This window comes from Streptomyces sp. NPDC111628, assembly GCF_055635195.1.
The window spans coordinates 630,718-649,122 of sequence record NZ_JBVKBZ010000004.1; the positions used below are offsets into that span (position 1 = coordinate 630,718).

Sequence of the window (18,405 nt, forward strand, 5' to 3'; positions counted from 1 at the left end):
GCACGCGGGCGGGGTTACGCCCCCTCCTTCAGCACCCGGGAGATCAGCGATCGCTGCTCGTCGGTGAGCCGGGGATCGGCGGCGTACACCGTCCGCCCGTCCACGGTGAGCTGGTAGCTGAACCCGTCCGGCACCCCGACCGGCGGGGTGCGCCGGCCGTCGGCGACCGCCCGCTCGGCCAGCGCGTGCCACTCGTCCGCGTCGGGGCGTCCCGCGGTCTCGACCTCCGCGTGGCGTTCGATGCCCGCGAAGCCTCCTGTGCGCCTCACCTGAATCCGCATGGACCCGTGTCTAGTACGGAACTACGGCGTCCGCACCCCGACCTGCTCCCAGGCCTTGCCGACCGCCTCCAGCTCGTCCCCGTCGCCGTAGCGCTCCCGGGCGGCCTTCACCGTCAGGGTCGCGAAGTCCGCGAACAGCGCGTCCTGGGCCAGTTCGCCGCCGGTCAGCACGTCGTACCAGACCTGCCCGGCCCGCTCCCAGGCGTGCCCGCCGAGCGCGGTGGCGAGCAGGTAGAAGGCGTGGTTGGGGATGCCGGAGTTGATGTGCACGCCGCCGTTGTCGCGGCCGGTGCGCACGAAGTCGTCCATCGTCGCGGGCTGCGGGTCCTTGCCCAGCACGTCGTCGTCGTAGGCCGTGCCCGGCGCCTTCATGGAGCGCAGCGCCTCGCCCGTCACCCGCGGGGCCAGCAGCCCGGCGCCGATCAGCCAGTCGGCCTCGGCGGCGGTCTGGCCCTGCGCGTACTGCTTGATGAGGGAGCCGAAGACGTCGGAGACCGACTCGTTGAGGGCGCCGGGCTGGCCGTAGTAGGTCAGGTTGGCGGTGTGCTGGGTGACGCCGTGGGTCAGCTCGTGGCCGATCACGTCCAGGGCGACGGTGAAGTCGAGGAAGATCTCCCCGTCCCCGTCGCCGAAGACCATCTGCTCGCCGTTCCAGAAGGCGTTGTTGTACTCGCGGTCGTAGTGCACGGTCGCGTCCAGCGGCAGACCCGCGCCGTCGATGGAGTCGCGCCGGTAGACCTTGAGGTAGTGCTCGAAGGTGGCGCCCAGGCCCGCGTAGGCGCGGTTCACGGTGGCGTCCTGGCCGGGCTCCTCGCCCTCGGCGCGCACCTCGCTGCCCGGCAGGTCGGTGCCGTGCCCGGCGTCGTAGATCGTGCGCTGCGGCTTCCCGGGCTCCGCGTCCGCGCGCGGGGCCACGGCGGGGGCGCCGACGACCGTGGTCAGTCCGCGGCGGGTGCGTTCGACGGCGTCGCGCTGGATGGTGCGGCGGGCGGGCCCGGCGAGCACGGGGTCCGTGTTCCGGGCGAGCCGGTCGAGGACGTGGGGCGGGACGATCGTGCAGAAGACGGGCTGGAAGCCCCCGTGTGTCGTCATGTCCGGCACTCTCGCACTGAGTGACCGTGCTGTCACTACCCGCAACCACGATCGGTGCACAGGGGTGGAAAGGGGTCCCCGCGGCTCGATCGGAAGTGGTATACGGCACTTTTTGTCCCCTTTCTCACCCCGGTCCCGCATACTGATACGGACCCGCGTGACCCGCGTGACTCGGCTAGGGTGCTGGGCATCATGCGATTCGGGCTGCTTCTCCTTAGCTGCCGCGGCGAGGGCCTGTAGAGGCCGACTCCCTCCCCGCGGAGCTTGGTGGTGCCGTCGGCCGTCCTTCCGGACACGCGGACGACGCGGACACCGCCGAGATCCGCGGACATCACGAGGAGCCCACGCCATCATGGCCAACCGCCAGCAGCCCAGCCCCATGCCGACCGGCAAGTACCGCGGCTACGACCAGGTCGACATCGCCGACCGCACCTGGCCGAACCAGCGGGTCACCACCGCTCCCCGCTGGCTCTCCACCGACCTGCGCGACGGCAACCAGGCCCTGATCGACCCCATGTCGCCGGTCCGCAAGCGCGCCATGTTCGACCTGCTGGTCAAGATGGGCTACAAGGAGATCGAGGTCGGCTTCCCGGCCTCCGGCCAGACCGACTTCGATTTCGTACGGTCCATCATCGAGGACCCGCAAGCCATCCCGGACGACGTCACCATCTCCGTACTGACCCAGGCCCGCGAGGACCTGATCGAGCGCACGGTGGAGTCCCTGAAGGGCGCCAGGCGGGCCACCGTCCACCTGTACAACGCGACCGCCCCCGTCTTCCGCCGGGTCGTCTTCCGGGGCTCGAAGGACGACATCAAGCAGATCGCGGTCGACGGCACCCGCCTGGTCATGGAGTACGCCGAGAAACTGCTGGGCCCGGAGACCGAGTTCGGCTACCAGTACAGCCCGGAGATCTTCACCGACACCGAGCTGGACTTCGCCCTGGAGGTCTGCGAGGCGGTGATGGACACCTACCAGCCCGGACCCGGCCGCGAGATCATCCTCAACCTGCCCGCCACGGTGGAGCGTTCGACGCCGTCCACGCACGCCGACCGCTTCGAGTGGATGGGCCGCAACCTGTCCCGCCGCGAGCACGTCTGCCTGTCCGTCCACCCGCACAACGACCGCGGTACGGCGGTGGCCGCGGCCGAGCTGGCGCTGATGGCCGGCGCCGACCGTATCGAGGGCTGCCTGTTCGGGCAGGGCGAGCGCACCGGCAACGTCGACCTGGTCACCCTGGGCATGAACCTGTTCTCCCAGGGCGTCGACCCGCAGATCGACTTCTCCGACATCGACGAGATCCGTCGCACGTGGGAGTACTGCAACCAGATGGAGGTCCACCCGCGCCACCCGTACGTGGGCGACCTGGTCTACACGTCCTTCTCCGGCTCCCACCAGGACGCCATCAAGAAGGGCTTCGACGCCATGGAGGCCGACGCGGCCGCCAAGGGCGTCACCGTCGACGACATCGAGTGGGCGGTTCCCTACCTGCCGATCGACCCCAAGGACGTCGGCCGCTCCTACGAGGCGGTCATCCGGGTCAACTCGCAGTCCGGCAAGGGCGGCATCGCCTACGTCCTGAAGAACGACCACAGCCTGGACCTGCCGCGCCGGATGCAGATCGAGTTCTCGAAGCTGATCCAGGCCAAGACCGACGCCGAGGGCGGCGAGATCACCCCGACCGCCATCTGGGACGTCTTCCAGGACGAGTACCTGCCCAACCCGGACAACCCCTGGGGCCGCATCCAGGTGGCCAACGGGCAGACCACGACCGACCGCGACGGCGTCGACACCCTCACCGTCGACGCCACGGTCGACGGCGCGGAGACCACCCTGGTCGGCACCGGCAACGGCCCGATCTCGGCGTTCTTCCACGCACTGCAGGGCGTCGGCATCGACGTACGGCTGCTGGACTACCAGGAGCACACGATGAGCGAGGGCGCCTCCGCGCAGGCCGCCTCCTACATCGAGTGCGCGATCGGCGACAAGGTGCTGTGGGGCATCGGAATCGACGCGAACACCACGCGCGCCTCGCTGAAGGCGATCGTCTCCGCCGTCAACCGCGCAACCCGCTGACCAGCCGAATCGGTGGTTTGAGGTCCCGCTCGCCGGAAAACGGCGGGCGGGACCCCGTCATATACCGGCCATATATCTGTGATGGTCACGGAAAGGTCTCGTCCTGGGTACTGACTCCACGTCGGTGATGTGGCTAACATCACGCCAGCGCGACGATGCTGTCGCGCCGTTACGGAGGTGCGACGTGCTGCCTGGACGGGGACGAAACAGCCGAGCTGCCCGGCTGCCACGCATCCTGGGCACCCGCACCGCGTGGACGTCCGTCGGCGACGGCGAGTTCTTCTGCCCCGGCTGCGGCGGCGACCGCAACTACACGCGGCTCACCGGCCGCCGCCGCTTCACCCTGCTCGGCGTGCCCGTGCTGCCCCGCGGCGAGTCCGCGCCGACCGTCGAGTGCGCGGCCTGCCGCCGCCACTACGGCACCGACGTCCTCGACCACCCGACCACCACCCGCTTCTCCGCGATGCTCCGCGACGCCGTGCACACCGTCGCCCTCGCGGTCCTGACCGCGGGCGGCACCTGCTCCCGCACCTCGCTGGAGACCGCGACCGTCGCGGTGCGCGCGGCCGGTTTCGAGGACTGCACCGAGGAGCAGCTGAACGCGCTCGTCGAGGCGCTTGAGGCGGACACCGGCCGGGTCCGCGGCGAACCCTGCGTGCCGGGCCTGGCGATAGAACTGCACGAGGCGCTGGACCCGCTGGCCCCGCACCTCGCCGCCGTCGGCCGCGAGTCGATCCTGTTGCAGGGTGCCCGCATCGCCCTGGCGGACGGCCCCTACACCCCCGCCGAGCGCGACGCCCTGGCCACCGTCGGCGCGGCCCTGACCCTCTGCTCCGACGACGTGACCCGCCTCCTGGACTCGGCGGGCACGCCCTCCTAGCCGGGTGCGAGATCCAGCCGCATGATCTGGCGGTGCACGCCCGGGCCGAAGTAGTCCGGACGCAGGCCGCCGTCGGGCTCCTCGGGGCGGAAGCCCAGCGAACGGTAGAGGAAGATGGCGGCGAGGTTGGCGGGCTCCACCGTGAGGCGGACGACCTGTATGCCGTCCCGGCGCAACCGGTCGAGGACCTCCCGCATCAGCTCCCGGCCCAGCCCGTGGCGACGCCGGTCCGGGGTCACGCACAGCCCGAGTATCCAGCTGTCCGCACCCAGCGTCCGGGTGGCGGCCAGCACGTAACCGCGCAGCCGGCCCGTGCCGTCGTCCAGAACCAGGAAGTGCTCCTCGTACATGTCGAAGAGCTGGCGCAGCAGGAACCCGGGATAGGCGAAGTCCTGGAAGACCTCCTCGTCCAGTCGCCGCAGTTCCGGCAGGTCGGGCTCCCGTGCCGTGCGCAGGTCCAGTGGCAGGTCGTCCGGTGGCAGTCCGGGCCGGGTGAGCGGGTCGTGGTGGTCGAGGGAACGTTCCAGCGGTTCGGCGGTCATGCAACCCCCTGGTCTGCGTCAACTCTTGGGCATCCGCGCCGCACACGGACGAGTGAAGGACTCATGTGGCGGCCAGTGTCTGCTTCTGGCTAGAGTGAGCGTCCAACTTCCCTCATGCAAGGGCGAGTTCGGGTGTGCGACCATGCGCCCGACGTGCGCCGGGCGGATGAGGATGGCGTATTCCCGTACTGGTCCGTAGTGGTCTTGTCACTTACCGTGAACAGTACTGGGGATTTGTCCAAATTCGAATGGAACGTGGCAGGGTGACTATGGATCGCAACGCCGACGCGCCTTGGTCGAAGTTCGATCCAGAGGTGTACGTCGACAACAACTACCGGACACCACTCGAAGTGGACCTGCTGATCGTCCGGTTGATGCGCGACTACTTCACCCGCTGCTTCGAGGGAGCCCCCCCGCGCTCCGCGCGCGGCATCGACGTCGGCGCCGGGGCGAACCTGTATCCCGCCCTGTCCATGCTGCCCTGGTGCGAGAAGCTGCTCCTGCTGGAGTACGCCCACCCGAACGTCGAATACCTGGAGAAGCAGGTCGCCCCGGCCGGGTACGACATCGCCTGGGACCCCTTCTGGGACGTGCTGCGCGAGGTCGACGCCTACGCCGCCGTGGAGCCCAGACCACGGGTCAGCGAGATCGTCGACGTGGAGCGCGGCAACCTGTTCGACCTGGAGGGCGGGGACCGGCGCTGGTCGCTGGGGACCATGTTCTTCGTCGCCGACTCCATGTCCGAGGCGCCCGAGGAGTTCCACCGGGGCGTGCGCTGCTTCATGAACGCGCTCGGCGAGGGGGCGCCGTTCGCCGCCGCCTTCATGAAGGAGTCCGTCGGCTACCGCGTCGGCGCCCACGACTACCCGGCCTACCGGGTGAACGAGGAAACGGTCGGGCAGAGCCTGGAGCCGTTCACCGAGGAGCTGGAGATCCACGATCTGCACCACTCGGTGCGGCCGGGGCACGAGGGAATGCTCCTCGCCCTGGGACGGCGCAATTCCGCGATTGCCGCCCCGTAGGAACGGGGACATGCTCAACGGGGACCATCGCAACGGGGACATGCCGAACACAGGGCAACGAGGTCTGTACGAGGGGTGCGGGGATGCAGATCAAGCCACGCCAGCACCTGCTGGACATCTGGCAGGCCATGGCCCGTCATTCGTTCGACGACGGGAAGCTGGTCCGGGGGGACACCGACGGACTGAGCAGCGTCGCGGACGCCGAACGCCTGCTCTGCCTGCTGTATCCGGCCACCGAGGTCCCGGCCTTCCGGCTCGACCAGCCGGACACCACCGAACGTGACGTCCTGCGCGCCCTCGACCGGGTCGGCAGCCGGCTGGAGATCCCGCCCAACCTGATCGCCGCGCTGACCCAGTTCATGCGCACCCACACCGGCACGGACGACAGTCCCGTCTTCTCCGGCGGCCACTACTTCCGCCCCTCCGAGCCCGGCGGCACGGTCAGCCACGAACAGCGCCAGCTGGGCGTGGTCGACTCCTACTCCATGTCCGTCACGCTCTGCCTGGCCACCCTCGGCTTCCTCAAGGTCTACGAGGGCACCACCACCCGGCCCGAGGTCCTCAAGGCCATCGCCGAACTGCGGGAGGCCACCAACGCCCGGCTGACCTCCGCGATGGTCAGCCTGCTGCGGTCCTTCTCCGTGAACGTCTTCGACGCCGAGTCGGAGCAGGGCAAGCGGCTGATCCAGGTCATCGGCCAGGGCGGGCAGTCCGACCGGATCGTCCTCCAGCAGTTCTCCCGCCGGTTACGCCCGCTGCGCGCCACCATCATCGAGAGCCTCTCCCGAGGCATCCAGGTCGACGAGGGCATCCGCGACGAGAGCCAGCTCTTCGAGTGCGGCTGGGCCTGGGGCATCGTCAAGGACGCCCCCCAGATCACCGACCTGAACGTCGACGTCCCCGGCCAGCCCGACGGCATCGCCGACCGGCTGCCCTACGTGTACTTCACCGTCGTCGCCCTCGACGGCATCCAGGACCTGTTCTCCGACCGCACCCTCACCCTCGGTCTGCTCGACGAGGACCAGCAGAAGCTCGCCGAGATGCTGCGCCTGCGCTGGGAGCTGAGCCAGCAGTACTGGTCCGCGATCGCCCGCTTCGGCGGCGAGCGCTGGCCCCTGGAGGACCTGCCCTGGCAGACCACCGGCCTGCGCCTGGAGTCCGAGTACTTCTCCCTGACCGTCGCGGCGATCCTCGTCCACGACCTGGTCCGCCGCAAGGCGACCGACGACGACCTCACCCGCACCGTCGCCATCATGGAGCGCCTCGCCGACCGGGGCCGGGTCACCAGCCGCATGACCAAGAACGACCCGACCCTCCTGCTGCACACCCCCGGCGTCACCATGCCGCTCGCCGGCTCCGAGCGCGCCGGCGGCCAACTCCTGTGGCGGATGACCGACTTCTCCGCCCAGCTCCTCAAGCGGATCATCCAGCTCGCCGAACTCTCCCGGAACATCGGCGCCCAGGACCGCCTGCTCCGCCTCGCCGAGCAGTCCTTCGAACACCTGTGGAAGCGGCGCATCGACGAGGAGGAGGGCGCCGGCCTCTGGGACAACATCCAGGCCGTCTACCCCGACGCCCAGGACGCCGGACTGCGCATGTCCTGGAGCATCACCGAGCGGGTCACCGAATGCCTCGTCGCCGCCCGCATCCTGTACGAGCAGGAGCCCATCCGCAGCCCCGAACTCGCCGAACTGGCCCGGGAACTGCTCAGTGAGGCCACCCACCTGTTCGGCCGGGAGCAGCTGGAGGCGTCCGCCGCCGCCGACGGAGCCAGAGCCAGGGCCATGCGGAGCATCGAGAGCCGCCTCGACCACGCCCGCGGCCTGGTCGACGAACGGCCCGCGACCGCCTTCGCACTGGCCCTGCCCGTGCTCCAGGAACTCGACACCCTGGCCCAGGCCAGGGGCGCCGCCGCCCAGGAGGTGTGAGCGTGCTGGTCTTCGCCGCCTCCGACAAGGGGGGCACGGGACGCTCGGTGACCAGCGCCAACCTGGCCTACCAGCGCGCCCTCACCGGTGACCACGTGGCCTACGTCGACTTCGACTTCGGCTCGCCCACCGCCGCCGCCGTCTTCGACGTGCCCAGCGCCATGCGCGGCACCGAGGAGCGCGGCCTGCACTCCTACCTGGAGGGCGACACCGCGGAACCGGTCCGCATCGACGTCTGGCGGGAGACCGAGCACCCCCTGCTGCGCGCCCGCCCCAACCAGTCCGGCCGCCTGGTGCTGTTCCCCGGCGACGCCGGCGGCGGCGAGTTCGCCACCGGCGAGGAGGCCCTGGAGCGCTGCGTCGACCTGCTGCTCAAGCTCAACAACGAGTTCGACGTCACCTTCGTCGACCTCAGCGCCGGCCGCAGCTACGCCGTCGACATGGTCCTCGACGCCACCGCCCACCCCCGGATGCGCAACGTCCCCTTCCGCTGGCTGGTCTTCCACCGCTGGACCCGCCAGCACGTGATCGCCGCCTCCGGACTCGTCCACGCCGAGCACGGCATCATCGGCGGCGGCGTCGACCGCGGTCACGACGAGGACGCCCTGCGCGCCGCGATCCGCTTCGTGCGGGCCGCCGTGCCCGACCCCGAGTCGCCGCTGTGGTCCCAGGGCTCCACCGCCCAGGCCACCTGGATGCAGGCCTGCGACGAGGCACTGCGCCGGCTCGCCGCCGAACAGCGCATCGGCGACAGCGTCGTCCTCGGCATCGTGCCGCTGGAACCCATCCTCCAGTGGCAGGAGCAGCTCATCACCGAGGAAGACGTCCTCTCCACCCAGATAGCGAACAAGGAGACCCTGGAGGCGCTGGAGGAGATCGCCCGGCGCCTGACGGACGACACCCACTGGGGGCGGCTGTGACGGAGCCCGTGTTCCGCGAGACCGCCGCCGAGCCGCGCACCCAGTCCGTGCCGCTGGCCCACCTCTCCGTGGAGCTGGGCCACCTCTACATGGAGGACTTCGAGGCCGGACCCGAACGGCTGCGCGCGCACTTCGCCGAAGTACGGCCCTGGGTGGAGGCGGCCCGCACCGCCGCCACCGCCCGGGCCGGCGGCAAGCGGGCCCGGATCAGCACCTGCTTCCTCATCGACGACTACTTCACCCGCTTCTCCACCCCCGCCGATGTCGTCCCCATGCTCCTCGCGGAGGCCGAGCGGGCCGGACTGAACGTCGACTACCTGGCCCGCGAGTCCGGCTGCGCCGTCACCGGCAAGGTGCCCGTCGCCGAAGCCGTCGCCGCCCGCATCGTCGAGTCCCCGCCGCCCGGCAGCTACGGCCTGCGCCCGCCCGCCGCGCAGACCGGCTGGCTCGCCAACGGCGAACGCAGCCCCGTCGCCCGCGCCCCGCAGGCCATGAAACGCGCCGCGGCCTGGCAGCCCCCGCACGAGACCGCCGCCCGCCGCCACTCCGTCTTCCTCGACGTCGAGCTGTGGAGCGACGACGCCGACGGGCAGCGCCTGTGGTCCTGCCCCTTCCTCGCCGCCGTCTGGCAGCTCGCCCGCCTCGGACTCCTGCGCAACGAGGGCGAGGCCGTCCTCGCCCCCCAGCCGCACACCGCCGGCGGCTTCCCCGACAAGTGGGACGAACTGCCCACCCTGCTGAAGCTCAACGAGCGCGCGGACCCCTTCGCCGCCTACCGCACCTGCTCCGTCCTGCCCACCCGCTTCCTCCCCGTCGAACACGCCGTCCGCGTGATCCTCGACCAGATCGAGGTCGACCCGGGAGCACTGGCGCAGGTCGCCGACCGCTCCGGGAAGGAACGCATGGCCGTCCCCGACTCGGTCGCCGACCGCATCTCCTACGTGTACTACTCGGGGCCCTGACATGGCGCCGCGGCAGAGCACCCCGCCCGCCGTCCTCGCCTGCGGCGAGATCCGTACCTGCCTGCTGCCCGCCCGGCAGGCCCTCGACATCCGCTCCGCCGCCCAGCTCCTCGGCCTGCGCGCCGACGAACGCGTGCTGCTCTCCGAACGCCCCGGCCTCTACGCGCGTTCCCCCGACACCCTCACCGGCGTCGACTGCCCGCTGCCCAGCGCCAACGGCGCCCGCATCCGCGCCGTCGGCACCGTCACCGCGCACGCCGCGCTCACCGAGGGCCGCGTCCTGCAGACCTCCGCGCACTGCCGCCTGCCCGGCACCGGCCCCGACCAGCGGCGGCCCTGGGGCGAGTACCTGGTGCGGCCCGGCGTCGTCGAACCGCTCGGCAAGCTCCCGCACGAGGCGGTCGCACAGGGCGTCCTCGGCGGCCCCCGCCACGGCGACCTCGACGTCGGACTCATCGCCGACGGCCTGCTCACCCGGGTGCTGCGCCACCCCCTGCTCGACCAGCGCCCGCCCTTCCGCTCCCGCCCCACCCGGCTGCGCTGGGCGGCCCTGCCCGCGGCCCCCGGCGAAGGCCCCTCGCTGGAACGGTTCACCCTCGCCGAGGACGAACTGCGCACCGTACGCCTGCGCGTGCCCGAGACCGTCACCGGCGCCGAACTCGCCGCGCTCTGCGACGACCTCGCCCTGCACGACTGGCTGCTCACCACCGTCGTCCGCATGCTCGACGGCCTCCGCCTCGGCGCCGGGGCCGCCCACGACGCGGGCGCCGTCGTACGGACCCTGCGTCCGGCCGTCGACCACCTCCTGCACCTGTGGATGCCCGGCGCCCGGGTCGGCCGCGAACTGGCCGCGCTGTGGGACCCGCTGGAGGAACGTCCCGGCTTCACCCGGCAGTGGCAGGCCCTGGTGCAGCGCATCCGCGACCAGCTCACCCTGCACGCCATTCCCGCAGCCCACCGGGAGGTGGAACCGGCACCCTGACCGATCCCGCCGTCCGGCACGCGCACCACCGCACGCCCGTCACCGCACACACATCCCCGCACGATCCGACGCGTATCCCAACGGGGGGAGAGAGCGAGATGAGCACGGCACAGTCACCCCGACCCGACGACACGCCCCGCACGACCAACCCGATCGACCCGAGGGGCGAGTCCCCCTGGACCCGCATGCTGCTGGTCGCCGTGGTCGTCGGCGGCCTCTTCTGGAGCGTCGCGGCCCTCCTCGACCCGGACGACGGCACCCTGCGGCAGTTCGTGGCCGCCGTGCTCTGCGCCGCCGCCGCACTGGCCGTCCAGTACGTCCTCGGCCTGGCCCCACGCCCGGGACCGGACCGGACGGCGGAGCAGGAACACACCCGGCTGGAGGAGCACACCCGGCGGGTGGAGGACGCGCTCGCCGAGAACACCACCGCCGTACGCGAGGGCCTCAGCCGCTACGACACCGAGCTGAAGTCGGGCCTGACCCGGCACACCGAGGACGTCAAACAGCTGGTCGAGACGCACGTCGCCCAGGTCGACCACGGCCCCGCCGAGGCCGCCCGCACCCTGGACACGGTCCGCATCGACAGCGTGCCCGACCTGGCCAAGGGCTTCGCCGACGTCCTGCTGCCCAGCCCCTCCATCCTGCACACCTTCGTGCACATGGAGATGTCCCGGGTGGTCGGCCACATGGCGGACCTCACCAACCTGAGTGCCGAGTGCCCCGGCGAGAACCACGACTGGATGCTCACCCTCACCAAGGCCGCCGAGCAGTCCATCCTCGCCACCAGCACCTCCGTCGACCGGCAGTTCTGGAACAGCGAGCCCGCCGGACGCTACCTCGACGCCCAGCAGGCGGCCATCGACGAACAGGGCGTCGCCGTGCGCCGCCTGTTCCTGCTGGAGAGCGCCCGCGAACTCGACGACCGGCTGCTGCGACTGTGCGAGGAGCAGGAACTGCGCCGCATCGACGTCCGCGCGGCGGTCCTGCCGGAACTGCCCCCGCACCTCCAGCGCGGCACCACCAACGACTTCATCCTCTACGACGAGGAGGTGTCGTTCGAGATCGAGCAGGACCTGCGGGACGTCAACATCCGCACCCGGCTCACCGCGCGCCAGGACTACGTACGGGACCGGCTCAAACGCTTCAGGGAACTCTGGGACGCGGGCATGGGCCTGCGCGAACTGGAGGTGCGCGTCGACGACGAGGAGGACGGGAAATGGGTGGTCGACCAGGCTTGACCGCCGCCGTACTCCCCGGGGAGTAACGACGGCCCCGCGTCTCCCCGGGCAGTAGCCGAAGGCTCGCCCTCACGCCCGACGCGTCGCCGCCCCGCCGCCGGAAGTCTGGAGACCCACCCAGACATCCACCGGAGGGAGGCCCGTCAGATGGGGGCCACAACGACAGGCGCGGGGCGGCGAAGGGCCGTGCCCTGGCTGGTGCTAGGACTGTGGATCGCCGTGCTGGCGATCGCCTCGCCGTTCGCGGCGAAACTCGGCGACGTGCAGCGCGACCGGGCCGTCGACTACCTGCCGGCGAGCGCCGACTCGACGCAGGTCGCCAAGATCCAGGAGCGGCTGCCGGGCGGCGAGGCCACCGAGATGGTCCTCGTCTACCACCGCGACGCCGGACTGACCGCCGCCGACCGGGAGACCGCCGCCGGGCAGGTCGCCGAGATCGCCGCCGCGCACGAACTCACCGGCCGCCCGGCGGGCATCCCGTCCAAGGACGGCACCACCCTCATGTACCCGGTCGCCTCCACCGAGCCCGGCACGGACGAGGAGGCGCGCGACGCCCTCGTCAACGACGTGCGGGACATCGCCCAAGGGGCCGACGGGCTCGGCGTCGAGGTCGGCGGCTCCGGCGCGCTCGCCACCGACGCCTCCGAGGTCTACAACTCCCTCGACGGCCCGCTGCTCTACACCACCGCCGCGGTGGTCGCCCTCCTCCTGATCCTCATCTACCGAAGCCCCTTCCTGTGGCTCGTCCCGCTCGCCGTCGCCGGACTCGCCGACTACCTCTCCATGGGCGTCGCCTACGGCCTCAACCAGACCTTCGGCACCGCCGTCTCGGGCCAGAGCAGCGGCATCATGACCATCCTCGTCTTCGGCGTCGGCACCGACTACGCGCTGCTGCTGGTCTCCCGCTACCGCGAGGAACTGCGCCGCATCGAGCGGCCGTACGACGCCATGCTCGCCGCCCTGCGCGGCTGCGGCCCCGCCGTACTGGCCTCCTCCGGCACCGTCGCCGCCGGACTCCTGTGCCTGCTCGCCGCCGACCTCAACTCCAGCCGGGGCATGGGTCCCCTCGGCACCGTCGGCGTGCTGTGCGCGCTGGCCGCCATGCTGACCCTGCTGCCCGCGCTCCTCGTCCTGCTCGGCCGCCGCGTCTTCTGGCCGCTGGTGCCCCGCTACGGCAGCACCCCCAAGGCACGCCGGTCGCTGTTCGCCGCGATGGGCAGCTCCGCCGAGCGCAGGCCCCGCACCGTCCTGGTGGGCGGCGCCGTGCTGCTCGGCGCGCTCGCGCTGGGCGCCTTCGCCCTGCCCGGCAACCTCAAGCAGGAGGACTCCTTCACCACCCGCCCCGACGCGATCGCCGCGATGGAGACCCTCGCCGACGCCTACCCGGAGTCCGGCACCCAGCCGATCAGTGTCATCAGCCCCACCGACCGCGCCGAGGCCGCGCTCACCGAGATCCGCGCCACCAAGGGCGTCGAGAGCGCCGAGGCGGGCCGCAGCGGCGGCGGCTGGACCGAGCTGACCGTAATGCCCTCCGCGCCGCCCCAGTCGGCCGCCGAGACCGCCACCATCGAGACCCTGCGCGACAAGCTCGACGGCTCCTACGTCGGCGGCCCCAGCGCCGAGCAGATCGACCTGGAGGACACCAACGCCCGGGACACCGCCATCGTCGTACCGATCGTGCTCCTGTCGGTCCTGCTGATCCTCACGGTGCTGCTGCGCTCGCTGGTCGCGCCGCTGATCCTGGTCGCCGCCGTCGTCGCCGTGTGGGGCGCGGCCCTCGGCATCGGCGGCCTCGTCTTCGATCCCCTCTTCGGCTTCGAGGGCACCGACCCCGGACTCGGCCTGCTCTCCTTCGTCTTCCTGGTCGCCCTCGGCGTCGACTACGGCATCTTCCTGATGCACCGGATGCGCGAGGAGTCCCTGAACGGCGCCGAACCCACCGAGGCCGCCCTGTCCGCGCTGCGCACCACCGGCGGCGTCATCGCCTCGGCCGGGCTGGTCCTCGCGGCCACCTTCGCCGTGCTCACCAGCATGCCGATGGTGCAGCTGGTCGAGCTGGGCTTCGTCATCGCGGTCGGCGTCCTGCTCGACACCTTCCTCGTCCGCACCTACCTGGTCACCAGCGCGAGCGTCGCCCTGCGCCGCCGGGTGTGGTGGCCGGGGCGGCTGTCCCGGGAGCCCGGCCGGCCCGCACCGGACGACCTGCGGGAGCCCGTCGGTGTCTGAGGTGCCCGGCGACCGGAGCGCGCCCCTCCCCTCCCGGCGGGGCGCGTCCGTCGCGGAGTATGGACGCGTGCAGGCAACCACTCCGACCGCGTCCCGGCCCGGTGCCGGCGAGCGGATCATGGCCGTGATCAACCGCGACCCGCGCGCCGCCCCGCACGGCACCCGCAACGACGCCGTGCTCGCCGCGGCCCTCTTCACCGGCGCCGCCTGTCTGGCGCTGCTCACCGACGACGGCCGCCGCCCGGGCGCGGTCGGCTGGGTGCTGCTGCTCGCCGGCCATGTGCCGCTGGTGGGCCGCAGGCACCGGCCCCTGCTGACGCTCTGCCTGGTGGCCGCTCCGATCGCCGCGTTCCACGCCCTCGACTACAACCACTCCGCGCCCGTGCCCGCGACCATGGTGGCCCTCTACAGCATCGCGACGACCGGCACCGTGCGCCGCACCCTGGTCATCGGCTCCCTGGTCATCGGCGTCGGGCTGACCATGAACGCCCTCACCAACCCCGAGGGCATGATCGAGCTGCTCCGGATCACCGGCTGGGCCGTCGCCGTCCTGTTCTGCGGCATCGACGTCCGTGTCTACCGCCAGTACGTCGCCTCCATCGTCGAGCGCGCCGAACGCGCCGAACGCACCCGCGAGGAGGAGGCCCGGCGGCGCGTCGCCGAGGAACGCCTGCGCGTCGCCCGGGACCTGCACGACCTGCTGGCGCACAGCATCACCCTCATCGGCGTGCAGACCTCGGTCGCCGCCCACGTCCTGACCGCCGACCCCGAACGCCTGGACCGGGAGTCCGTCGCCAAGGCCCTCGACGACATCGCCGAGACCTGCCGCTCCGCGCGCGGCGAACTGCGCACCACCCTCGAGGTGCTCAGGGCGCAGGACACGGCCGGCGTCCCCGACGCCCGCGGCCCGCTGCCCGGCCTGAGCGGGTTGCCCGACCTGGCGGAGAGCGCCCGGCTCGCCGGAGCGGACGTGGAGCTGTCGGTGCGCGCCGACGACGTCCCGCCCGCGGTCGGAGCCGCCGTCTACCGCATCACGCAGGAGGCGCTGACCAACGCCGTACGGCACGCGGGGCCCACACCGTCCGTCCGCGTCGCGGTGCACGCCGAGCGGGGCGCCCTGCGCCTGTCCGTCACCGACGACGGCACCGGACCCGACCCGGCGGGCACCCCGGGCTTCGGCCTCGTCGGCATGCGCGAGCGGGCCCGCAGCGTGGGTGGCACACTCGACGCCGGACCGCGCCGGGGCGCCGACGGCTTCGAGGTGACGGCCGTACTGCCGACCCCCGCCCCGACCCGTACCGCCCCCTTGACCTCGGAGAGAACCGCATGACGATACGCGTGCTGCTGGCGGACGACCAGAACCTCGTCCGTGCGGCGTTCGCCCTGCTGGTGGCGTCGGCCCCGGACATGGAGGTGGTCGGCGAGGCCGGTACCGGCCGCCAGGCCGTGGAGCTGGCCCGCGCCCAACGCGCCGACCTGGTCGTCATGGACGTACGGATGCCCGACCTGGACGGCATCGAGGCGACCCGGCTGATCGCCGCCGACGAGGACCTCGCCGGGGTCCGCGTACTGGTCCTCACCACCTACGACACCGACGAGAACATCGTGGAGGCGCTCCGCGCGGGCGCCTCCGGATTCCTGGTCAAGGACACGAAGCCCGCCGAACTCCTGGACGCCATCCGCACGGTGACGGCGGGCGACGCCCTCCTCTCACCCGGTCCGACGGCCCGCCTGATCGAACGCTTCCTGCGCAGCCCGTCGGCCCTCCAGTCGGCCGGACCGGGCCCCGACTGCCTGTCGGACCGGGAACGCCAGGTCCTCGCCCTGGTGGCCCGGGGCCTCAACAACACGGAGATCGCGGACACCCTGGGCCTGAGCCCGCTCACCGCGAAGACCCACGTCAGCCGCATCATGGGCAAGCTGGGGGCCCGGGACCGGGCCCAACTGGTCATCGTGGCCTACGAGTCCGGCCTGGTCACGCCGGGCACGGGCAGCGGCGGCCGCTAGAAGGAGCCGACGTTGCTCTCGAAGTTGAGCCAGCTCAGGGAGGCGACGGTGCTGAGCGAGGGGCACAGCTCCCGCAGCTTGGCCACGTCGGTCTTGGGCGGCGTGGAACCCATCTCGTAGCAACCGAGCTTGCGGACGGTGTTCACCGCCTTCACCACCTGTCCCGCGGAGTCCTCGACGTCGGTGTACTGACCGTCGGGGAAGTCCCGCTTGATGCTCTTGGCCATGGCGGCGGCGAGTTGCCCGGCGGCGGTGAGGTCCTCTCCGCACCCCGGGTCGTCCCAGGCGACGTGGCTGCACATCGGGGAGCTGCTCATGCCGTAGGCGATGCGGAAGGGCGGCAGCAGCTCCGCGGGGGTCGCGGGCTTGGCCGAGGAGGCGGCCGCCGACGGCTGTGCCGAGTCCGACGGGGTGGCGGAGGACGCCCGGGCCGGGTTCCCGTCGTCGGCCGCCTTCCCGTCACCGCCGCCGCAGGCGGACAGCGTCAGGATCGTCGTGACGGCTGCGGACAGGGCGATGGCGACTCGGCGCGTGATCATGGGGTCCCGTCTCGGTGCGGCGAGGGTGCTTACACCCATGACCCAAGCGCCGGACGAGTTGTTCAGCCACCCGGCCCACGGGACTGAACAACGGCGTACTCGCCCATCAGTCCTCGACAAAGTAGCTGTCGTGCCGGACCTGGAACTCGCGCAGTTCCTCGCCGCCCCGCTGCGCGAACTCGGCGATGTGCTCGAAGTACTCCTCGCGCGGGGCGCCCGGCGAGAAGAGCATCAGCATGGACAGGGGGTCGTCGCTGTCGTTCTTGAAGGCGTGCAGCCCGCCGACGGGGACGTAGAGGAAGTCGCCCTGGCGGCCGGTGACCCAGCGCTCCCCGTTGTAGAGCTCCACCTCTCCCGACAGGACGTAGAAGGACTCGGAGATGCCCCGGTGGAAGTGCGTCCTGGCGCCGGGCGCCTTGGGCCCCATGTCCACCTTGTACAGCCCGAACTCACCACCGGTGGAGGCGTGACTCGCGAGGTAGTGGGTGGTCGTGCCGCCGGGGGAGACGATGTCCGGCGGGGTGTCGGCCGCCCTGAACACGGCGTTGATTTCGCCCTTCTCACCGAGGTAGCGCGGCTCCGGGTACGACATGGTGTGCCTCCAACATCGTGGTCAAGGGGGGCCCGCAGGGCGCCGCTTACTCGGGTCGCGGAGGCACGACACCGGCAAGGAAGCGGGCGGCCCCCACGGTGCGTACGAACTCCGTCCAGGCCGCCGACCCGATGACGACGACTGGGCCGTCGGCCACCTTGCTGTCCCGGACGGGTATGACGCCGGGGACTGTGTCGGTGACTTCGAGGCAGTCCTCGCCGCCGCTTCCTCCGCTGTAGCTGCTCTTGCGCCAGCAAGCGTTGGTCAGGTCGTACCCGCGCATCGTCTGTAGCCCTCCGCCGCCGCCTCGATCATGTCCAGGGACGCCTCCAGTGGCAGAGCCGTGACCCTGAGAAGATCGTAATCCGCCTGTGCCCGCTTCACTACTGCCGGATCGTCCAGCAGACTGCCCGACAGCACGCCCTCTGTATAGACGGTCGGCGGGGCGTCCTCGAACTCCATGAGCTTCATTGCCTTGCCCATCTGCGGATGGGCTCCGGCGGAGAACGGCAGTACCTGGGCCAGGATCTTGCGAGCGCGCACCAGCTCCGTGACATGCTCCAGTTGCTGGGCCATCACGACGGGGGAGCCGACCGGGACGCGCAGTACGGCCTCATGCAGCAGAGCCCAATACAGGGGGCGTGTGGCGTCCTTGAGGAGCCGGGTGCGGTCCATGCGGAGGCTGACCATCTCCTCGATCCATTCGTCCGGCGACAGCGGATTGCTGGCCAGGTAGAGCGCTCGGGCGTACCCCGAGGCTTGCAACAACCCCGGAACCACTGCGGGTGCCCACTCGCAGATACTCGTCGCCAGTCGTTCCAGCTCCGCCGCGTGCGCGAAGTACTCCGTATACGGCTGGTCCTTGATGAGCTTCTTCCACAGCCGCTCGAAAATACCGTCGGTTTGTAGTGTCTCGTCGATCCGTTGGGCCACGTCCAACTGCGGTTTGCGAATTGCCTGTTCGAACTGGCCGATGTAGCCGCCGGAGACGAATACGCGTGCGCCCAGCTCTACTTGGGTGATTCCGGCGTCCTCCCGCCGCCGTTTCAGTTCCGTTCCGAAGAACTCCCACGCGGCCTGCCGTGAACCATTGGCCATAACCAACCCCCATGCGCTGACC

Annotated in this window: 18 protein-coding genes; 11 read left to right on the forward strand and 7 right to left on the reverse strand. The window is 71.3% G+C overall.

Going from position 1 to position 18,405, the window contains the following annotated elements; all coding sequences use genetic code 11:
- Positions 1 to 14: 14 nt before the first annotated feature.
- Positions 15 to 281, reverse strand: a complete 267-nt coding sequence (locus ACZ7MF_RS24790; protein ID WP_471479820.1) for a protealysin inhibitor emfourin — start codon at positions 279 to 281, stop codon at positions 15 to 17.
- Between the two features lie 21 nt (positions 282 to 302).
- On the reverse strand, positions 303 to 1,373 hold the full coding sequence (locus ACZ7MF_RS24795; RefSeq protein WP_471479823.1) for a M4 family metallopeptidase: 1,071 nt from the start codon (positions 1,371 to 1,373) through the stop codon (positions 303 to 305).
- A 352-nt stretch (positions 1,374 to 1,725) separates the two neighbouring features.
- Between ACZ7MF_RS24795 and leuA the strand changes: the two genes are divergently transcribed.
- Positions 1,726 to 3,447 (forward strand): 2-isopropylmalate synthase, encoded by a 1,722-nt coding sequence (gene leuA, locus ACZ7MF_RS24800; RefSeq protein ID WP_471479825.1) that lies wholly within the window; start codon positions 1,726 to 1,728, stop codon positions 3,445 to 3,447.
- Positions 3,448 to 3,631: 184 nt separating this feature from the next.
- Complete coding sequence (locus tag ACZ7MF_RS24805) at positions 3,632 to 4,327, forward strand: TerB family tellurite resistance protein (RefSeq protein ID WP_471479826.1); 696 nt, start codon at positions 3,632 to 3,634, stop codon at positions 4,325 to 4,327.
- Here the strand turns inward: ACZ7MF_RS24805 and ACZ7MF_RS24810 are convergent.
- Positions 4,324 to 4,869, reverse strand: coding sequence for a GNAT family N-acetyltransferase (locus ACZ7MF_RS24810; RefSeq protein WP_471479827.1), 546 nt, complete (start codon positions 4,867 to 4,869; stop codon positions 4,324 to 4,326). The two genes, ACZ7MF_RS24805 and ACZ7MF_RS24810, sit on opposite strands and share 4 nt — an antisense overlap.
- A gap of 248 nt (positions 4,870 to 5,117) precedes the next feature.
- On the opposite strand from ACZ7MF_RS24810, the gene ACZ7MF_RS24815 reads away from it, so the two are divergent.
- From ACZ7MF_RS24815 to ACZ7MF_RS24855, 9 genes are all read left to right on the forward strand, one after another.
- Positions 5,118 to 5,891, forward strand: coding sequence for an SCO2525 family SAM-dependent methyltransferase (locus ACZ7MF_RS24815; protein ID WP_471479828.1), 774 nt, complete (start codon positions 5,118 to 5,120; stop codon positions 5,889 to 5,891).
- Positions 5,892 to 5,974: 83 nt separating this feature from the next.
- Complete coding sequence (locus tag ACZ7MF_RS24820) at positions 5,975 to 7,819, forward strand: SCO2524 family protein (protein WP_356860673.1); 1,845 nt, start codon at positions 5,975 to 5,977, stop codon at positions 7,817 to 7,819.
- A gap of 2 nt (positions 7,820 to 7,821) precedes the next feature.
- Positions 7,822 to 8,739, forward strand: a complete 918-nt coding sequence (locus ACZ7MF_RS24825; RefSeq protein ID WP_471480120.1) for an SCO2523 family variant P-loop protein — start codon at positions 7,822 to 7,824, stop codon at positions 8,737 to 8,739.
- Positions 8,736 to 9,701, forward strand: coding sequence for an SCO2522 family protein (locus tag ACZ7MF_RS24830; RefSeq protein WP_471479829.1), 966 nt, complete (start codon positions 8,736 to 8,738; stop codon positions 9,699 to 9,701). Before ACZ7MF_RS24825 ends, ACZ7MF_RS24830 begins: the two co-directional genes overlap by 4 nt.
- A 1-nt stretch (position 9,702) precedes the next feature.
- Positions 9,703 to 10,683, forward strand: coding sequence for an SCO2521 family protein (locus ACZ7MF_RS24835; RefSeq protein ID WP_115742017.1), 981 nt, complete (start codon positions 9,703 to 9,705; stop codon positions 10,681 to 10,683).
- Between the two features lie 98 nt (positions 10,684 to 10,781).
- On the forward strand, positions 10,782 to 11,921 hold the full coding sequence (locus ACZ7MF_RS24840; RefSeq protein ID WP_471479830.1) for a hypothetical protein: 1,140 nt from the start codon (positions 10,782 to 10,784) through the stop codon (positions 11,919 to 11,921).
- Between the two features lie 147 nt (positions 11,922 to 12,068).
- Complete coding sequence (locus tag ACZ7MF_RS24845) at positions 12,069 to 14,147, forward strand: MMPL family transporter (RefSeq protein ID WP_471479831.1); 2,079 nt, start codon at positions 12,069 to 12,071, stop codon at positions 14,145 to 14,147.
- Between the two features lie 67 nt (positions 14,148 to 14,214).
- On the forward strand, positions 14,215 to 15,477 hold the full coding sequence (locus ACZ7MF_RS24850; protein ID WP_471479833.1) for a sensor histidine kinase: 1,263 nt from the start codon (positions 14,215 to 14,217) through the stop codon (positions 15,475 to 15,477).
- Positions 15,474 to 16,154 (forward strand): response regulator, encoded by a 681-nt coding sequence (locus ACZ7MF_RS24855; protein WP_471479834.1) that lies wholly within the window; start codon positions 15,474 to 15,476, stop codon positions 16,152 to 16,154. The genes ACZ7MF_RS24850 and ACZ7MF_RS24855 overlap by 4 nt, the downstream gene beginning before the upstream one ends.
- On the opposite strand, the gene ACZ7MF_RS24860 is transcribed toward ACZ7MF_RS24855, so the two are convergent.
- The 4 genes from ACZ7MF_RS24860 to ACZ7MF_RS24875 form a co-directional block, all read right to left on the reverse strand.
- Positions 16,151 to 16,693, reverse strand: coding sequence for a hypothetical protein (locus ACZ7MF_RS24860; RefSeq protein WP_471479836.1), 543 nt, complete (start codon positions 16,691 to 16,693; stop codon positions 16,151 to 16,153). The two genes, ACZ7MF_RS24855 and ACZ7MF_RS24860, sit on opposite strands and share 4 nt — an antisense overlap.
- Positions 16,694 to 16,799: 106 nt before the next feature.
- The gene (locus ACZ7MF_RS24865) at positions 16,800 to 17,285 is read right to left on the reverse strand and encodes a cupin domain-containing protein (protein WP_471479837.1); all 486 of its coding nucleotides are present in this window, start codon (positions 17,283 to 17,285) and stop codon (positions 16,800 to 16,802) included.
- 46 nt (positions 17,286 to 17,331) lie between these two features.
- A complete protein-coding gene (locus tag ACZ7MF_RS24870) occupies positions 17,332 to 17,568 on the reverse strand; it encodes a DUF397 domain-containing protein (RefSeq protein WP_471479839.1) in 237 nt (78 codons plus the stop codon).
- Complete coding sequence (locus tag ACZ7MF_RS24875) at positions 17,550 to 18,383, reverse strand: helix-turn-helix domain-containing protein (RefSeq protein ID WP_471479841.1); 834 nt, start codon at positions 18,381 to 18,383, stop codon at positions 17,550 to 17,552. Before ACZ7MF_RS24875 ends, ACZ7MF_RS24870 begins: the two co-directional genes overlap by 19 nt.
- Between the last annotated feature and the right edge of the window lie 22 nt (positions 18,384 to 18,405).